The 16,485-nt window shown below is 66.8% G+C and carries 15 protein-coding genes; 4 read left to right on the top strand and 11 right to left on the bottom strand.

The features are described 5' to 3' along the window. The first annotated feature begins 10 nt into the window (after window positions 1-10). A complete protein-coding gene (locus ACFW6D_RS04430) occupies window positions 11-757 on the top strand; it encodes an acyltransferase (RefSeq protein WP_379324663.1) in 747 nt (248 codons plus the stop codon). Between the two features lie 54 nt (window positions 758-811). Then, complete coding sequence (locus ACFW6D_RS04435) at window positions 812-1,351, top strand: DUF1697 domain-containing protein (protein WP_379324665.1); 540 nt, start codon at window positions 812-814, stop codon at window positions 1,349-1,351. Here the strand turns inward: ACFW6D_RS04435 and ACFW6D_RS04440 are convergent. Next, window positions 1,348-1,551: a hypothetical protein gene (locus ACFW6D_RS04440; protein ID WP_379324667.1), complete on the bottom strand. Its 204-nt coding sequence runs from the start codon at window positions 1,549-1,551 to the stop codon at window positions 1,348-1,350. The two genes, ACFW6D_RS04435 and ACFW6D_RS04440, sit on opposite strands and share 4 nt — an antisense overlap. 243 nt (window positions 1,552-1,794) lie before the next feature. Here ACFW6D_RS04440 and ACFW6D_RS04445 point away from each other — a divergent pair, with 243 nt between their 5' ends. Beyond that, window positions 1,795-2,772: a pentapeptide repeat-containing protein gene (locus ACFW6D_RS04445; protein WP_379324669.1), complete on the top strand. Its 978-nt coding sequence runs from the start codon at window positions 1,795-1,797 to the stop codon at window positions 2,770-2,772. Window positions 2,773-3,513: 741 nt separating this feature from the next. After that, window positions 3,514-4,749 (top strand): hypothetical protein, encoded by a 1,236-nt coding sequence (locus ACFW6D_RS04450; RefSeq protein ID WP_379324671.1) that lies wholly within the window; start codon window positions 3,514-3,516, stop codon window positions 4,747-4,749. Here ACFW6D_RS04450 and ACFW6D_RS04455 read toward each other — a convergent pair. The 10 genes from ACFW6D_RS04455 to ctaD all read right to left on the bottom strand — a co-directional run bounded on the left by ACFW6D_RS04455 (window position 4,712) and on the right by ctaD (window position 16,281). Then, window positions 4,712-6,781, bottom strand: a complete 2,070-nt coding sequence (locus ACFW6D_RS04455) for an NB-ARC domain-containing protein (RefSeq protein ID WP_379324673.1) — start codon at window positions 6,779-6,781, stop codon at window positions 4,712-4,714. The genes ACFW6D_RS04450 and ACFW6D_RS04455 overlap by 38 nt on opposite strands. A gap of 90 nt (window positions 6,782-6,871) precedes the next feature. Continuing rightward, window positions 6,872-8,173, bottom strand: a complete 1,302-nt coding sequence (locus ACFW6D_RS04460; RefSeq protein WP_379324675.1) for a class I SAM-dependent methyltransferase — start codon at window positions 8,171-8,173, stop codon at window positions 6,872-6,874. Further along, on the bottom strand, window positions 8,174-9,151 hold the full coding sequence (locus ACFW6D_RS04465) for a class I SAM-dependent methyltransferase (RefSeq protein WP_379324677.1): 978 nt from the start codon (window positions 9,149-9,151) through the stop codon (window positions 8,174-8,176). A 216-nt stretch (window positions 9,152-9,367) separates the two neighbouring features. After that, window positions 9,368-10,144, bottom strand: a complete 777-nt coding sequence (locus ACFW6D_RS04470; protein ID WP_379324679.1) for an enoyl-CoA hydratase-related protein — start codon at window positions 10,142-10,144, stop codon at window positions 9,368-9,370. Window positions 10,145-10,153: 9 nt separating this feature from the next. Continuing rightward, the gene (locus tag ACFW6D_RS04475; RefSeq protein WP_379324681.1) at window positions 10,154-10,960 is read right to left on the bottom strand and encodes an NUDIX hydrolase; all 807 of its coding nucleotides are present in this window, start codon (window positions 10,958-10,960) and stop codon (window positions 10,154-10,156) included. Between the two features lie 264 nt (window positions 10,961-11,224). After that, window positions 11,225-12,061, bottom strand: coding sequence for an ABC transporter ATP-binding protein (locus ACFW6D_RS04480; protein WP_379324683.1), 837 nt, complete (start codon window positions 12,059-12,061; stop codon window positions 11,225-11,227). An 18-nt stretch (window positions 12,062-12,079) separates the two neighbouring features. Next, on the bottom strand, window positions 12,080-12,238 hold the full coding sequence (locus ACFW6D_RS04485) for a hypothetical protein (protein WP_379324685.1): 159 nt from the start codon (window positions 12,236-12,238) through the stop codon (window positions 12,080-12,082). Window positions 12,239-12,378: 140 nt separating this feature from the next. Then, complete coding sequence (locus tag ACFW6D_RS04490) at window positions 12,379-13,155, bottom strand: peptidyl-tRNA hydrolase (RefSeq protein WP_379324687.1); 777 nt, start codon at window positions 13,153-13,155, stop codon at window positions 12,379-12,381. Between the two features lie 72 nt (window positions 13,156-13,227). Beyond that, complete coding sequence (gene serB / locus ACFW6D_RS04495; protein ID WP_379325036.1) at window positions 13,228-14,457, bottom strand: phosphoserine phosphatase SerB; 1,230 nt, start codon at window positions 14,455-14,457, stop codon at window positions 13,228-13,230. Between the two features lie 81 nt (window positions 14,458-14,538). Beyond that, window positions 14,539-16,281 (bottom strand): cytochrome c oxidase subunit I, encoded by a 1,743-nt coding sequence (ctaD, locus tag ACFW6D_RS04500; protein ID WP_379233512.1) that lies wholly within the window; start codon window positions 16,279-16,281, stop codon window positions 14,539-14,541. Window positions 16,282-16,485: the final 204 nt, after the last annotated feature.

Consider the following 16,485-nt stretch of genomic DNA (forward strand, 5'->3'; position numbering starts at 1 on the left):
AGACTAGTTCGTGACGAGCATGTGGGGCGCGCCGTTGAGCGCGCGCTGGCGTGGTTCACGCCGCCGCGATCCGCAGCAGGCCCGATTCCTGACCAAGGATTCGCTGCGCTGGGTGCTCGCCAACCGCGCCTACACCCCCTGGTACCTGGTGCGTTACTACCGTCTGGCCAAGTTCCGCCTGGCCAACCCGCATATCGTGCTGCGCGGAATGGTCTTCCTCGGCCGCAATGTGGAAATTCACGCGACGCCGGAATTCGCGCGCATGGAAATCGGCCGCTGGGTGCACATCGGCGACGGCAACGCCCTGCGCTGCCACGAGGGCTCGCTGCGCATCGGCGACAAGGTGGTGTTCGGCAAGGACAACGTCGTCAACACCTACCTCGACATCGAGATCGGTGAATCCACGCTGGTCGCCGACTGGTGCTATATCTGCGACTTCGACCACCGCATGGACGACATCAACATGCCCATCAAGGACCAGGGCATCGTCAAGAGCCCGGTCCGCATCGGCCCCGACACCTGGATCGCCGCCAAGGTGACCGTGCTGCGCGACACCAGGGTGGGCCGCGGGTGCGTGCTCGGCGCGCACGCGGTGGTGCGTGGGGATGTGCCCGACTACAGCATCGCGGTCGGCGCGCCTGCCAAGGTCGTGAAGAACCGCAAGGTCGCCTGGGATGCGAGCGCCGAGGAGCGCGCGGCCTACATGGCGGCACTGGCCGACATCGAGCGGAAGAAGAACGCCGCGGCCAAGTCCTGACACGGCTGCTCTTTGCGATGGTTTCTGTCGGTGGCGGTCGGTACGGTCAGCGGCGTGGAGAGCTATGCGGCACTGCTGCGCGGGATCATGCCGACCAACCCGAACATGCGCAACGAGAAACTGCGCGGGGTGTTCGAGGGGCTCGGTTTCGAGAAGGTCGCTTCGGTACTCACCAGCGGCAACGTCGTCTTCCGCACCGCCGACGACCCCGCCGACCTGGAAGCCCGCATCCAGCAGGCACTCAACACCGAACTCGGCATCCCCGGCGGCACCATCATCCGCAGCCACCCCGTACTGCGCGCCCTCCTCGACCGCGACCCCTTCGACGGCCTCCCCCACGAACGCGGCTCCTACCTCACCGTCACCTTCTTCAAATCGACGATGCGCGAAGCCGACATCAAGGCCTTCGACGACGACCCCCTCATCCGCGTCATCGGCTACGACCGCAAGGCCCGCGCCTTCCTCACCGTCATCGACAACACCACCGGCAAAACCCCCGACTTCATGGCGAGCCTGGAAAAGACCTACGGCAAGGACATCACCACCCGCACCTGGCTCACGGTGCAGCGGGTCGTGAAGAAGATGGAAACCTAGCCGACGAACCCGAGTCCACGAGCAGCCAATTCCTCCCCGAGAATCCGAATCGACTTGGGCCCGACACCGTGGATGGCCAGTAGTTCCTTGGCAGTCACCTCGGTCAGCTGCGCGTAGCGGGTATAGCCGTGTGCGGCCAACTCACGAGTCGCTACCTTGCCGATCCCGCGCGGGAATTCTGTCTCGATCGCTGCATCCACCACAACCGACCTCCTCCGATTGGTCCTTCGGGCGCTGAGACTAGACCCCGATACCGACAAGCCGGCCGCGACGTCGCAGGCGCACTCGCGGACACCATCTCGATCGACATCCCGACGTGCGAGATGGCATTGTGGACTCTGTTACGGACCGGGCGTCGTAGGGGTGGGATGAAGTCGAAAGCGATGTGGGCTGTTGTCGCGGTAGGGATTTGCGCTCTCCTCGCAGCGCTGGGATGGCTGACGATGGTAGCGCCGGGATGGGTGATCGGCCCGGCGACGATGACGCCTGCCGAGCGAGTAACCGCTGAGACAGCGGTGCGTGGTCAGCTCATCGCTTCCGTTGGAGTGCTCAGCGCACTGGCCAGTGTGCTCAGCGCGCTGGCCGTCATCAAATTCGGGGTCTCCCGTCACTACCTCGAACAGGACAAACAGCGGCTCGACGTTGAAAAACATCTCATCGGCTGGTTCGACTCCGCCGCCGGACGTCTCGCGGCTGAGGAATCGTACGTTCGGGCAGCCGGGGTGCGCACACTGTTCGAGTTCATGCTCGGTTCGCCCCGCGACCACATGTTGGCGCTCGAATCTATTTGCGACATACTGCGGCGATTCGCAGTCGCGCCGACCGATCCCACCCGAACACCCGAACATCCGCTCGAGGTCAGAGCAGCTGTCGCCGCACTGCGCGGCAGACCCGATCGCGACGAAACCCCCCTCGATTTGACCGGAGTGTGGTTGCGCGGCGTCGATCTGCCCGGCGTGCGACTGCGCGGGGTCCGCCTCGGTCGGGACGAACACCGTACCGCCGACATGACCGGTGCCGACCTCACCGATGCCGACCTCACCGGGGCGAAATGGGCGCATGCTCAGCTGGCTGGCGCGATCCTGCGCCGAGCGCGGCTCGTCGGCGCGCAACTGGACAGGGCGGACCTGACCGGCGCCGACCTGACCGAGGCTTCCGGCGCCGGTGTCCACCTGACTGATGCGGTACTGTTCACCGCCGATCTCACCCGCGCAGATCTGACCGGCGCGAATCTTCGTGGAGCTCGACTCTGCGGCGCCGTCATGGACTCGACCGACCTGACCGGTGCCGATCTGATCGGAGCAGATCTCACCGGGACCGACCTGCGTACCGTCATCGGTCTGACCGAAGCGATGGTGCGCGCGGCGGTAGTCGACTCGACTACCGCGCTGCCCCCTGGCATCGGCCACCCAGAGCAGTAGCGCTTCGGTTCGAGCCGACCGTGAATCGGCTAGGGTTGTTCGGCGTCGCCGATCCAGTTGTCACTATAGGGAGTTCCGTGCTCGTCCAGTCAGCAGTCACCCGGATGATCTGTCGACCGGAATATCTGGACGGCGCGATCCTGCGATTAAACCACCGGAAAACCACTGAATTGCTAAGATTGCACCGGAAACCGGAAACCGGAAACCGGAAACCGGAAACCGGAAACCGGAAACCGGAAACCGGAAACCGGAAACTAGATTTTGTGGGCGTGTTCGGTGGGGATTCCACTGATGGATCGCTTGCCGGCCGCCCAGCAGCCATTTGATAACAACCCGGCTTGGGACACGATCCGCACTGCCGAATACACCGTCCTCTTCGTGGCAAGAACATTCACCTCGACATATCGGCTCCTGGAAGCCACAGCCTGGCTCAGAGACGATCTTCGAATACGAGTCGCCTTCACCGTGCACGGCACTTCGGCATTCAGCGCCGGAGTACACGACCTCTTGCGCGCAAAAGGCGCATTTCTAGTACCCTGGAAAAATATCGTCGACGGCACATTTCATTATCACCTCGCTTTGTCGGCGAGTGAAAATATAGATTTTACCGCTATCACAACGCACACCATTCTGTTGCCGCATGGTCTCGGATTCAACAAAATGCTCCCGGTCGGGGATAATTCGGCACTTCGACTGGCCGGGCTCCCGCCGGAGGTGACGTTGCGCGCGGGCCGAGTCACGGTGACCCTTTCGCACCCCGACCAACACGCACAACTCGCCGCGGCAAGCCCACACGCGGCAGCGTGCACCGCGATCGTGGGTGACCCGACCTATGACCGCCTGCTTGCCAGCCTCGGCCTTCGTACCCGCTACCGTGCGGCGTTCGGCACCGGGGATCGAACATTGGTCACCCTCGCTTCCACCTGGGGCACGGAGTCGCTGATCGGCCGCAGGTCCGAGTTGCCCGCACAGCTGCTCGCCGCGCTGCCCGTCGATTCCTATCAGGTGGTCGTGGTGTTGCACCCGAATGTCTGGGCTCGTTACGGCAGGTTGCAGATCGAATTGTGGCTCGCATCCGCCCTCGATGCCGGAATGGTACTGATGCCACCCGAATCCGGTTGGCATGCCGCGCTGATCGCCGCCGACATCGTCGTGTCCGATCAAGGATCGCTCGGGCTGTTCGCCGCGGCCCTGGATCGACCGATGCTGATGGTAGGACCGGCCGCCGAGACTGTCTCCGGCACACCGGTGGCGGCATTGGCCGCAGCGGCACCGACGCTGCACCCCGATCACGACTTACGCCGCCAGCTCGATGCGGCCGTCACCACCCATCGAACGGGCCGCTACCAGCACATCGCCGACCAGGTGTTCGCCGACGTCGGTATCGCGGCGCACAACGTCCAGTCCCTGATCTATCGCGAACTCGGTGTCGCGCTGCCCGCCCACACAACACCGGCGTCACGAATCCCGGTCCCGGAGTGCGATTTCCGTCCGGTCCATTCCTTCGTGGTCCGAGCCGACCGGACCACCGACGCGGCGCTGGGTCTCGTGCGGATCCCCGCGGCGGTATGGCAGTACCGCCACGCGGACCCGCTGCCGGAAACACATGTCGTTGCCGGGGAAGCCGAGCCCGATCCGAAGATCATCGAACGCGCCGCCGCGATCACGCACGATCGCGAGCTGGACCCGGGCCTCGGAAGACACTGGGCTCGTTCGATATTGATCGACTATCCGGGTGCGCGACTCGCGGTGGCGAGGACGCCGCACGGTGCGGTCGCGGCGCTGCGTGGTGGCATGACGGTCACCGCGGTCTCTACTTCGTCACACCCGCACCATGCTGCGTTGATCGCCTCGGCGCTGTACTGCCGCCTGCTCGACGGCTGCCTCGATGATCAGCGCATCACTGTCGGAGCGGGTGCGCACACGATGGACATCTCGTTCACGGTTGATCGGGCAGACGAGCCAACGTCTCGGTGAGCTCTTCGACCCGGTCCGAATCCAATTCACGGTGCAACTGGATCAGCCGGGTCAGTGCCGCGCGCTGAGCCGCGAGATCGCCGACCGCAACGGCGAGACGAACGAGCTGGTCGTGTGCGCGAGCCTCGTAGTAGGTGCTGCCGGAAGCCGACAGCACCTCGACCGCCTCGGCGAGCAAGGTCGGACCGTCCGCCTTTCCCTGATCAATGCTGATTCGGCCGAGCTCGGTCAGGCAGCGGCCGAGCATGCGTGGGTTGTTTTCGGCACGAACCAGCGGCAACGCGGCACGCAGCAGCGCCTCACTCTGATCCCGATCACCGGCTCGGTCAGCAGCCACGCCCGCGAAGAACATCACGAAAGCTGTTCCGCGCTCGTCGTTCTCGCCGGCGAAAAGGGCAAGGGAACGCTGGTACGCCGCTGCGGCCGCACTCGGATCACCGGGTTCGCGGTGGCGCCCGATCAGCTCCCAGACCGAGGCGAGCAGTCGCGCATCGCCCGCGGACTCCGCCAGCGGTAGCGCCAGCACGATCAGCTCGGTCTCGGCGCGCGCGTGATCTTCCCGTTCATTCCAAGCGCGGGAACTGAAGCTGCGCAGACGGGCCTCGGCGCGAATGTTGTTCGCCGCCCTCGCTGAGTCGGCACCGATCTTCGACGACACCGTCCAGTCCACGTAATAGCGCTTGGTCACGTAGAGAGCCGAGAGAGCTTCGGCGAGCTGCCAGGACAGCTCCTGCCAACCGTTGCGGGCGGCAGCACGCTGGACAGCGAGCAAGTTCATCCGCTCATTGTCGAGCCAGCCCAGCGCTTCGAGGTAGGCGCCCGAACCTTTGAATGGTGGGAGAAAGCCCTGCGTCAGCGTCTCCGGGCGGCACCGGTACCGATCGCGGCCGAGAATCGCCAGATCGGCGAAGGCTGCCCGGACCAGCAGGTGCCGGGTGATGCGCAGTAGCGCCTCGGTCCGTTCACGGTCGGAGTCCAGCTTCTCCGACAGGGTAGCCGCATGGCGTCGCAGCAACGGATGCACGGACAGTCGCTCCCCGGTGGAGTCCCTCTCGGCCAAACCCACGGCAATCAACATCGCGATCGCGGCGCCTGTTCGCTCCTTGTCGCACGCCATCAGAACGGCGGCCGACTCCGTGCTGAGATCGTGTCCCGGATAGCAACCGAGGAGACGATACAACCGCGCGGCGTCCGCGGCGGCGACCGCGCGAACCTTGTCATTCGCCGCTATCGCGTCGGTTTGGGCCTTCCCCAGCGCCGCGTACGCTTCCGAGAACACAGCGAACAGATTCGCCGCCTGCCCCGCCAGCACGAAAGGCGCTAGCCCGATCTCGTCAGCGTCGATTCCGGCCACGACCGTTTCGATCCGCAAGGCGGGGCGCTCCAGCAGTCGGTTCGCCACGACCCGCATTGCCACCGGAAGGCCGCCACACAGCCGAACGAGGTCGGCCACCGCCGACGGCTCGGCCTGCGCACGCGCCCCGATCCATTCACTCAGCAGATGGTGACCGACTTCCCCATCCAGCAGCGACAACCGTCGCACCACCGCATTCTCGGCCGCCAATTCGGTCAGGGGACTATTGCTGATCACCAGTACCGCGCTCGATGCGCTGTTGGGGATGAAAGGCATCACCTGGGCGGAATCGGTGACATTCTCGAGCACGATCAATACAGAGCGCTGCGCGGTAACGCTGCGTAGGCGGTTCGAGAGGTGCTGCAAGCGTGGGCGGCCCGGTTCGATGCTGATGCCCAACTCATGCAGGCACATCACGAGTGCATCGGTGACCGACATCTCCTCACCGTCGACCGGACCGAAGTCGACATGCAGGTCGCCATCGGCGAACATCCCTTCGACCCTGACCTTTTCGACACAGCGGCGAACGAATGCCGTCTTTCCGACCCCCGGAAGCCCGGTGCAGACACCGACCCTCGCGGTGGTCTGCCGCGTCCAGAAGTCATCCATCCATTCGAAATCCGGCTGCCGGTTGATGAATACCTCGGGCCCCGCCGGAACCCCACGTGGCACGACCATGCACAACTCCCCACCGCTCGATCCAGCCATCGACACACTACGACTCGTTGCCGAGACTATCGTGGTTCGACCGTGGAGTTGCGGGATCGGTCAGCGCGGTGCCATCAGTTGTGCCGTATGTGCCGTACACAGGAAAACCGTTGCGGTGCGACCGATTCGGGTGATGACCAACGTGAAAGGCCGGGATCCACGTGGTTTGAGCTTCTTACGCAAGGCGTCGGGATCGACATCGACGCCGCGGACGAGGATTTCCAGACTGCCGCAGTCGCGGCGGTTGAGCTCTTGGCGCAGCGTCTTCTCGCGGAGTTCGAAGCGGTCTTCGATACGGAACCCTCGCATACCCACAGGGACCGTATCGCCGGTGAGGTAGGCGATACGCGGGTCCAGTTGCCAGAGGCCGTGTTTCGCGGCGTAGTGGCGGACCAGGCCTGCGCGGACGACGGCTCCGTCGGGGTCGATGATCCAGTCGCCGGGCGGGAGGTCGGGGATGTCGTCGGGGGCGGCGTCGGTGAGAGTTGTTGTGGTGCCTCGGGAGTCGAGGACGGTGGCGCGGCGGGTGACGGCGGGGTCGGTGAGGCCGGGGGACCAGAGGCAGGCTTCGCGGACGGCGCCGTCGAGGGAGACGATTTCGACTTCGCCGTCCCAGGCGAGACGGTCGAAATCCAGGCCGGGGGCGGATTTCACGGCGATGTCGCGGCCCGCGTAGGCGGCGAGCAGATCCGGAAGTGGGGGTTGGAGTTTCGCGGGGTCGTAGGTGCGGCGGCCGTCTGCTCGGCGCGCGGGATCGGCGATGATCACGGTGTCGCGGGTGGTCGGGGTGAGGGCATCGGCCTTGGCCAGCACGATGTTTCGGTGGCCGACTCGCAGGCGGTCGAACGCATCGCGCCCGGCGGTGGGTTCGGCGGCCACGAACGCACCGTTGTCGCTCGCCTGAACAGACTCGATGTCGCCGGTCGCTGACGGGGGAACGGTGGCGAGGTTGTGGGCGGCCATCGCCAAGCGCACGTCGTCCAGATCGCTCCCGATCACGGCCGGACAGACCTCGGCCAACTCAGCGAGCTCAGCACCGATCGAACAGGTCACGTCGTGCACCGCGCGACCGGCCAACCTGGCTGCCCGATGCCGGGCGACCAGCGCCGGTGTGGCCTGCTGCAGCGCGTCGTCGGTGAACAACCACTCCCCCGCCGTGGGTAGCTTCACCACGGCCTTGCGACGCAATCGCACGGTCTCGATCAGCGCGGGCGCCAGTTCACCGTGCGAGCGACGCACCTGCTCGATATCGCGCAGGTGCGTCGCGGAGGTCAGCTCCAGCCGGTCGACCTCGGCGAGCGCGGCACGGCCTGCCGCGCTGCCGAGATAGGCGACGTCGTCGCGGCCGAAGCGATAGCCCACTTACTTCTGCGCCGCGCCCGGCTTCACGCCGGTGATCATCGCGTTGTAGAAGAACTCGCGCGGCACGACCTTGCGCAGCACGTTCTCGTCGAGCCAGCTCAGACCCAGCCACGCGCGGTACTGCGCCAGGCGGTACGGCATGGTCAGCTTCTCGTCGGGGACGGCGGCTTCGAAGGTGCGCACCGGCCAGCCCCACAGGGCGGCGGCGAGTTCCTCGGTGGTGGCCTTCACGTCGACGGCACCGGCCGACTTCGCCATCTTCTCGAGATCGCTCGGGTCGAAGGTGTGCAGGTCGACGACGGCCTCGAGGGCGGCGGCGCGGGAGGACTCGTCCAGCTCGGTCTGCGGGCGACGCCAACCGGACAGGAACGGCAGCTTGGTGATCTCGGTGGTCACCTTCCAGGTGGCCTGGCCGAGGCGGCGGGCGTAGATGTTGCCGATGGTGGTGGGCTCACCGGCGAAGACGAAACGTCCGCCCGGCTTGAGCACGCGCAGGCACTCCTTGAGGGCCAGTTCCACGTCGGGGATGTGGTGCAGCACGGCGTGGCCGCAGACCAGATCGAAGGTGTCGTCGTCGTAGGGGATGGTCTCGGCATCGGCGACGCGACCGTCGACATCAAGGCCGAGGTGCTCGGCGTTGCGCAGCGCGACCTTGACCATGCCGGGCGAGAGGTCGGTGACCGAACCGGACTTGGCCACGCCACCCTGCATCAGGTTGAGCAGGAAGAATCCCGTGCCACAGCCGAGCTCGAGCGCACGCTCGTAGGGCAGCGGAGCCGGACCGACGGCGAGGTCGAACCGGCCGCGGGCATAGGCGATACAGCGCTCGTCATAGGAGATCGACCACTTGTCGTCGTAGGTCTCCGCTTCCCAGTCGTGGTACAGGACCTGGGCGAGTTTGGTGTCTTTGCGCGCTGCTTCGACCTGGGCCTCGGTGGCGTGGGGGTTCGGCGCCGGGTCGTCGGGATGGACCGTCATGCAGGCCAGCCTAATATGTGCGCCCGGGCACGCTACTGCTGGGACAACAGACTGCCCTCGCCGACACGCGGGACCGGTCGCCGGGTTCCTGCGAGGGCGAGCCCGAAACGGACCGAACAGGCGGTTCGCACCGCATCAGCGCCGGGTGGCTGCGAGGTTACCCAGGTTCTCGCAACGCCAGCCCGAGCGAAGTTAACGCGGGTTCCGGCCTGGTTGCTAGCGCCCGGTGAAAGTCGCGGCGTTCGGGCCCTCGGCGGCGAAGGTGCGGGTGCCGGTGCGGGCGTCGTCGGTGTCGAAAAGGGCCGACCATTCGGTGACGGCGGCGGAGTGGCCGTGGGGGCCGGATTCGAAGACGGCCTTGGCGGCGGCGAGGGCGCGGGGTGCGGCGGTGACGAACTGGGCGGCCCAGGCGCGGGCGGCGGTGAGGACGTCGTCGGGGGGCACGACCTCGTCGACCAAGCCGAGCTCGGCAGCTTCCTTCGCATCAACGAAACGACCGGTGTAGACGAGGTCCTTGGCGCGGCTCGCACCGATCAGCAGCGAGAGCCTGCGGATGCCCGAGAGCGGGATCAGGCCTGCTTTGATCTGTGGGAGGCCGAGTTTCACGTTGTCGCCGACGATCCGGTGATCGGCGCCGAGGGCGAGTTCCAGGCCCGCGCCGAGGCAGTAACCGGTGATCGCGGCGACGGTCGGTTGCGGCACCCGGGTGAGGCAGCCGAGCGCGGCCTGCAGATCGGCGGCCATGGCGGCGGCCTGCCCGGCGTCGAGTTCGGCCAGCTCCTTCATCTCGTCGCCCGCGCTGAACACCCGCTCGTCGCCGTAGACGATCAACGCCGAGACGCCGGGGTGCTCGGCCACCGTGGCCGCCGCGGCCGCCACCTCGCGGGCCAGCTGGGCGTCGACGAGGTTCAGCGGCGGACGATCGATGCGCAGCAGCGCGACGCCACGGGTGGTCGGCTCGGCGGGCAGCTCGAGGGTCACGAATTCGGCCATGGGAGCAACCTACCGGCCGCCGAAACCACCCTGTTGCGGCAGCTCGTCGAAATACCGCTCGTTGTCGGGGAAGTCCGACAGCGGACGGCCGCCCTCGCCCGGCGAGTACTTCGGCATGATCGGCTCGATGACCCGTTCGGCGGCCAACACCGCGGACGTGTCGGCGAACCCGCACAGGGCGTCGAGCTGCGACCACGTCGGCGGCATCAGCACGTGCTCGCCGGTGCGCCAGCTCGCCAAGGCGTCCTGTGGCGTCCGCCAGACCACCTGCGCGGCCTCGGAGGTGGCACCGTCGGCGATCTGGCCCTGCGGGAGCACCGCGACGAAGAAGCGGGTGTCGTAGCGGCGGGGTTCGGCCTCGGGGGTGATCCAGTTCGACCACGGGCGAAGCAGATCGGCGCGCAGGACCAGGTTCTCGGCCGTGAGGAAGTCGGCGAGCGAGAGTTCGCGGCGCTCGAGCTTGCCGCGCGCCTCGCGATAGCGCGCGGAGTCGTCGACGACGGAGTCCGCGGTCGGTCCGGCCAGCAGCACGCCGCATTCCTCGAAGGTCTCCCGCACGGCAGCGGCGACGAGCGCCTGCGCGGTCTGTTCGTCGGTGCCGAAACGCTGTGCCCACCAGGCGGGTTCGGGGCCTGTCCAGGCGATATCGGCGGTCCCGTCGGCGGCGTCGACACCGCCGCCGGGAAACACCGTCATCCCGCCCGCGAACGCCATCCCGCTGACCCGGCGCTGCAGGAACACCTCGATACCCGCCGCACCGTCACGCACCAGCATCACGGTCGACGCGTCACGCGCCCGGACCCCGGACTCACTCATACCGTTCCTCTCACCGCCGAACCCACTGCCCGGCGCCCGGCTGTCGTTGGCGAACACAGCCGACCTTTCAGCACCCTAACGCCCGCTTGGTCGACGGTGCGCGGATCCCCCGGCCTGATCGACGCATGCCAGGTCGGTGCCTGCCGCATGCCAGGTCGGTGCCGCCGCATCGCAGTCGGGCCGACTGCACGCCATCCGGTGGAAGGGAGCGGTAGCGAATCGAGGTGACGCGACGCGACGCGTGTACGAGCTCAGCGAGCCACGTCAGTTGCGTCGTCGATGCCCGCCCGAACGCCGCGCCCGGCGCGCGAACCACCGTCCGTCGACCCGGTCCAGCGCGATCGACTGACTGAACGCATTGCTCAGATTCTCGGCGGTGAGCACATCCTCCAGGAGCCCCTGGCCGACGACTTCACCTTCTTTGAGCAGCAGCGCATGGGTGAACCCGGGCGGAATCTCCTCGACGTGGTGGGTCACCAACACCATCGCGGGCGCGTCCGGGTCGGCGGCGAGATCGCCGAGACGCTCGACGAGTTCCTCGCGCCCGCCCAGATCCAGGCCCGCGGCCGGTTCGTCGAGCAGCAGCAGTTCCGGGTCGGTCATCAGGGCGCGCGCGATCAGCACCCGCTTGCGTTCACCTTCGGACAGGGTGCCGTAGGTGCGGTCGGAAAGGTGTTCGGCGCCAAGGGTTTCCAGCATGTCGACGGCGCGTTCGGTGTCGATGTCCTCGTAGCGTTCGCGCCAGCGGCCGAGCACCGCGTAGCCGGCCGAGACCACCAGGTCACTGACCTTCTCGTCCACCGGGATTCGGCTGGCCACCGCCGCCGAGGACAGCCCGATGCGCGGCCGCAATTCGTTGACGTCGACGCGACCGAGCGTCTCCCCCAACAGGTTCGCGGTACCGGAGGTCGGATGGAGTTCGGCTGCGGCCATTCTGAGCAGGGAGGTCTTGCCCGCGCCGTTCGGGCCGAGCACCACCCAGCGTTCGTCGAGCTCTACTTGCCAAGAGACGGGGCCGACCAGGGTTCGGCCCGAGCGGCGGATGGTCACGTCGGAAAAGTCGATGAGCAGATCGGGATCGGGTTGCGACACGCGCTCCATCTTGGCCCACGCGAGCCCTCAGCGCAGCGACCGGCCCGGATGGAATTCGTCGGCCCTGGTCGTCGACGGGTCCCCCGTGTTGCGATGCTCGCTGCGCAACATCCGCGCGGCGACGAAGGAGACGGGCACCGACAGCGCGACCCAGACGATCAGGATCACCACAATCGTCGTAATCATCGCGGAACCTCCCTGTACCTCGATGTGCCAAGCCGTCGGGATACGTATACCCGCGCGCCACGAACGCACACGCCAGAATTCACGGCGAGTCGTGAAATCCGCAACCGAACTGTCGAATTCGACTGCTCGGTCACAACGGGTCAGCCCCGCGCGGGCACCGCGATCACGGTCATCGAACCGGGCGCGACCTCGGTGAAACCGGCATCGCGCACCGCCACCGCGCGACCCGCCGCCACCTCGGCCACCAGCCCCGCCCACTGCTTTTCGTCGGCGTCGCGCACCGCGCACCCGAACCCCCGCTCGGCCCACTCGGCGGCCGCGGCCAGCGGCAACGCGCCGGCCAACAGCATGCTCGCGTGCCCGACCTGCGCGGCCGCTTTGCCGACCGACATCTCCAACGCCGCGTTCACCCACAGCACCGGCAATGTGGCATCCACCGGCCCTGGTTCATCGTGCTCGAGATCGGTACCGCCGATCTGCAGCTTGCGGATGCGCTGGTCGATCTCCCCGACCGGCCCTGGAACGAATGCGCGCGCCTGCGCGCCGTCGACCTCGACGGTCACCCCGTCGACATCCTGCGCCGCCACCCACTGCGCACCACGCGCCCGCCGGGCCACCTTCCTGATCCGCGACCGCTTCCACGCGAGATAGCGCGGCTCCCACTCCCCGTCCGGCCCCGAACGCGGGTCGAGGCACACCGCGACCGCCGCCGCGGCCGCTGCCGCCAGCAGGGCACTGCGGGCGGGCGGACCGGCCTTGGGAATGTGCAGCACCATCTGCATCGCCTGCACCATCGCCGGGTCGTCGGGGTCACCGTTGCCGCCGTAACCCTGCGCCAACTCCGCGTGCCGAGCGGCGAACTCGGCCGCCTCGTCACGGACCTCTGCCGGTACCTCGGCTTCCAACCCACTACCCATGCCACAACACCCGTTCGATCGACACCAGTCCGATCGCCAGCCTAATAGCGTCGTCGAGGTCGCGATTCGACGCTAGCGGCCGAGCAGGGGAACCCGGCGCACGCCACCGTCGCGAGCGTCGGCCGCTTCCACCTCGTCGCGGGTGACGCCGAGGATGAACAGCACCGCGTCCAGGTACGGATGCGACAGCGCCGTGTCGGCCACCTCGCGCAGCGCGGGCTTGGCATTGAATGCCACGCCGAGCCCGGCGGCGTTGAGCATGTCGATGTCGTTGGCGCCGTCGCCGACCGCCACGGTCTGCTCCATCGGCACGCCCGCTTCAGCCGCGAACTTGCGCAGCGCGGTCGCCTTGAACGCCCGGTCGACGATCTCGCCGACGACCCGTCCGGTGAGCTTGCCGTCGATGATCTCGAGGGTGTTGGCCTGCACGAAATCGAGTTCGAGCTCGTGGGCGAGCGGTTCGATCACCTGTCGGAAGCCACCGGAGACCACGCCGCAGCGGAAGCCGAGCCTGCGCAGGGTGCGGATCGTGGTGCGCGCGCCGGGGGTGAGTTCGATCCGGTCGGCGACCTCCTCGATCACCGACTCGTCGAGGCCTTCGAGGGTGGCCACGCGCTGACGCAGCGATTCGGCGAAGTCGAGCTCGCCGCGCATCGCCGCCTCGGTGACCTCGCGGACCTGGTCCTCGACGCCGGCGTGCGCGGCCAGCATCTCGATCACCTCGCCGGTGATCAGGGTGGAGTCGACGTCGAACACGATGAGTCGCTTGGCACGGCGTGCCAGTCCCGCGCGTTCCACGGCGGTGTCGACCTGTTCGGCGACCGCCACCTCGGCGAGCGCGGTACGCAGCAACGCATCGCCCTCGGGGCTCGTATCGGTCGCGGTGACCATCAGTTCCATGCCGACCACCGGGTAGTCGGCGATGCCACGGATCGAGTCGATGTTGGCGCCGAGGGAGGCGAGTTCGCGCGAGATCGCGCTGAACGCCCGTGCGGTGACGGGGGCGCCGAGTACCACGACGGCGTGCGTCGACATCGGCGGCTTGCCGATCTGCGCGTCGACCGACACGTCGACCTGCATGCCGACGGTGTTCATCGCCTCTTCGAGCTCGTCCTGCAACGCCTCGGCGTCGTTGGGGCACGACACCAGCACACCGAGGGTGAGCCTGCCCCTGATCACGACCTGCTCCACATCGAGCAGGCTCACCGCGTGCCGCGACAGCGCCGCCAGCAGCACTGACGTGACGCCGGGTCGGTCAGGTCCGGTGACGGTCACGAGAACTGTGGTGTCAGCCAAGTCGATCTGCTCCGTTCGAATACCCACAAAAAGAGTGTGCACCTGCTGGTCTGTCAGCAGGTGCACACCCTGTCGTTCGGTGGTGTCTTACTTCTTCGCGAGCGCGCCTTCGGACGCATGCGCGTTGTGCTTGCCCGAGCCCCAGCCCACGTGCGCTTCGGCCTTCATGCGCTCGACCATGTGCGGGTAGTGCAGCTCGAACGCCGGACGCTCCGAGCGGATACGCGGCAGCTCGTAGAAGTTGTGGCGCGGCGGCGGGCAGGTGGTGGCCCACTCGAGCGAGTTGCCGTAACCCCAAGGATCGTCGACCGTGACGACCTCGCCGTAGCGGTAGCTCTTGAAGACGTTCCAGATGAACGGCAGCATCGACGAACCAAGGATGAACGCACCGATCGTGGAGATCGTGTTCAGCGTGGTGAAACCGTCGGACGGCAGGTAGTCGGCGTAGCGACGCGGCATGCCCTCGGCGCCCAGCCAGTGCTGGACGAGGAAGGTGGTGTGGAAACCGACGAAGGTGGTCCAGAAGTGCCACTTGCCGAGGCGCTCGTCCATCATGCGGCCGGTGATCTTCGGGAACCAGAAGTAGATACCGGCGAAGGTCGCGAACACGATGGTGCCGAAGAGCACGTAGTGGAAGTGCGCGACGACGAAGTACGAGTCGGTGACGTGGAAGTCCAGCGGCGGCGAGGCCAGGATGACGCCCGACAGACCACCGAAGAGGAACGTGACCAGGAAGCCGATCGACCACAGCATCGGTGTCTCGAAGGTCAACTGCCCCTTCCACATCGTGCCGATCCAGTTGAAGAACTTCACACCGGTCGGAACCGCGATCAGGAAGGTCATGAAGGAGAAGTAGGGCAGCAGCACCGCGCCGGTGGCGTACATGTGGTGCGCCCACACCGCGATCGACAGCGCCGCGATACCCAGCGTCGCGTAGACCAGCGTGGTGTAACCGAAGATCGGCTTACGGCTGAACACCGGGAAGATCTCCGAGACGATGCCGAAGAACGGCAGCGCGATGATGTAGACCTCGGGGTGGCCGAAGAACCAGAACAGGTGCTGGTAGAGCAGGATGCCGCCGGTGGCCGGGTCGTAGATGTGACCACCCAGGTGGCGGTCGTAGGCCAGACCGAACAGCGCCGCGGTGAGCAGCGGGAACGCCAGCAGCACCAGGACCGAGGTGACCGCGATGTTCCAGGTGAAGATCGGCATGCGGAACATGGTCATACCGGGTGCGCGCAGGCAGACCACGGTGGTGAGCATGTTGACGCCACCGAGGATGGTGCCGAGACCGGACACGGCCAGGCCCAGGATCCACAGGTCGGTGCCGACGCCGGGCGAGTGCAGGATGTCGGTCAGCGGCACGTAGGCCGTCCAACCGAAGTCCGCGGCACCGCCGGGGGTCACGAAGCCCGCGGTCGCCATCGAGCCGCCGAACAGGTACAGCCAGTAGCTGAACGCGTTCAGTCGCGGGAAGGCGACGTCGGGCGCGCCGATCTGCAGCGGCAGGATGATGTTGGCGAAGCCGAACACGATCGCCGTCGCGTAGAACAGCAGCATGATCGTGCCGTGCATGGTGAACAGCTGATTGAACTGTTCCGGCGAGAGGAACTGCAGACCCGGACGTGCGAGCTCACCACGCATGAGCAGGGCCATGAGGCCACCGACCATGAAGAAGCTGATCGCCGTCACCAAGTACATGGTGCCGAGCACCTTGGGGTCGGTGGTGGTGACCGCCTTGTAGAGGAACGAACCCTTGGGCCCGGTCCGAGCCGGATACGGTCGAGTCGCTTCCAACTGAGGGACTGGCCTGGGCTCTACCGCAGTCACTGATCCTCCTGAAGATGCCTGTACGTCACTCGCAGGGCCGGCCGCGTCTTCGGGAACGAACAGCAGCAGACATGCGTTGGAGTGAATCGTAAACCGTGCTGCCGCAGCATTCCGCGCGGGTCCTACTCTGTGTCGTATTCGGCGCGCCGTAGTTCGCGTTCCCGATCTTCCTCCGCAGGTCGCGTGGGTGCAATGGTTGTCGGC

This window comes from Nocardia sp. NPDC058705 (assembly GCF_042749305.1).
GTDB lineage: Bacteria > Actinomycetota > Actinomycetes > Mycobacteriales > Mycobacteriaceae > Nocardia.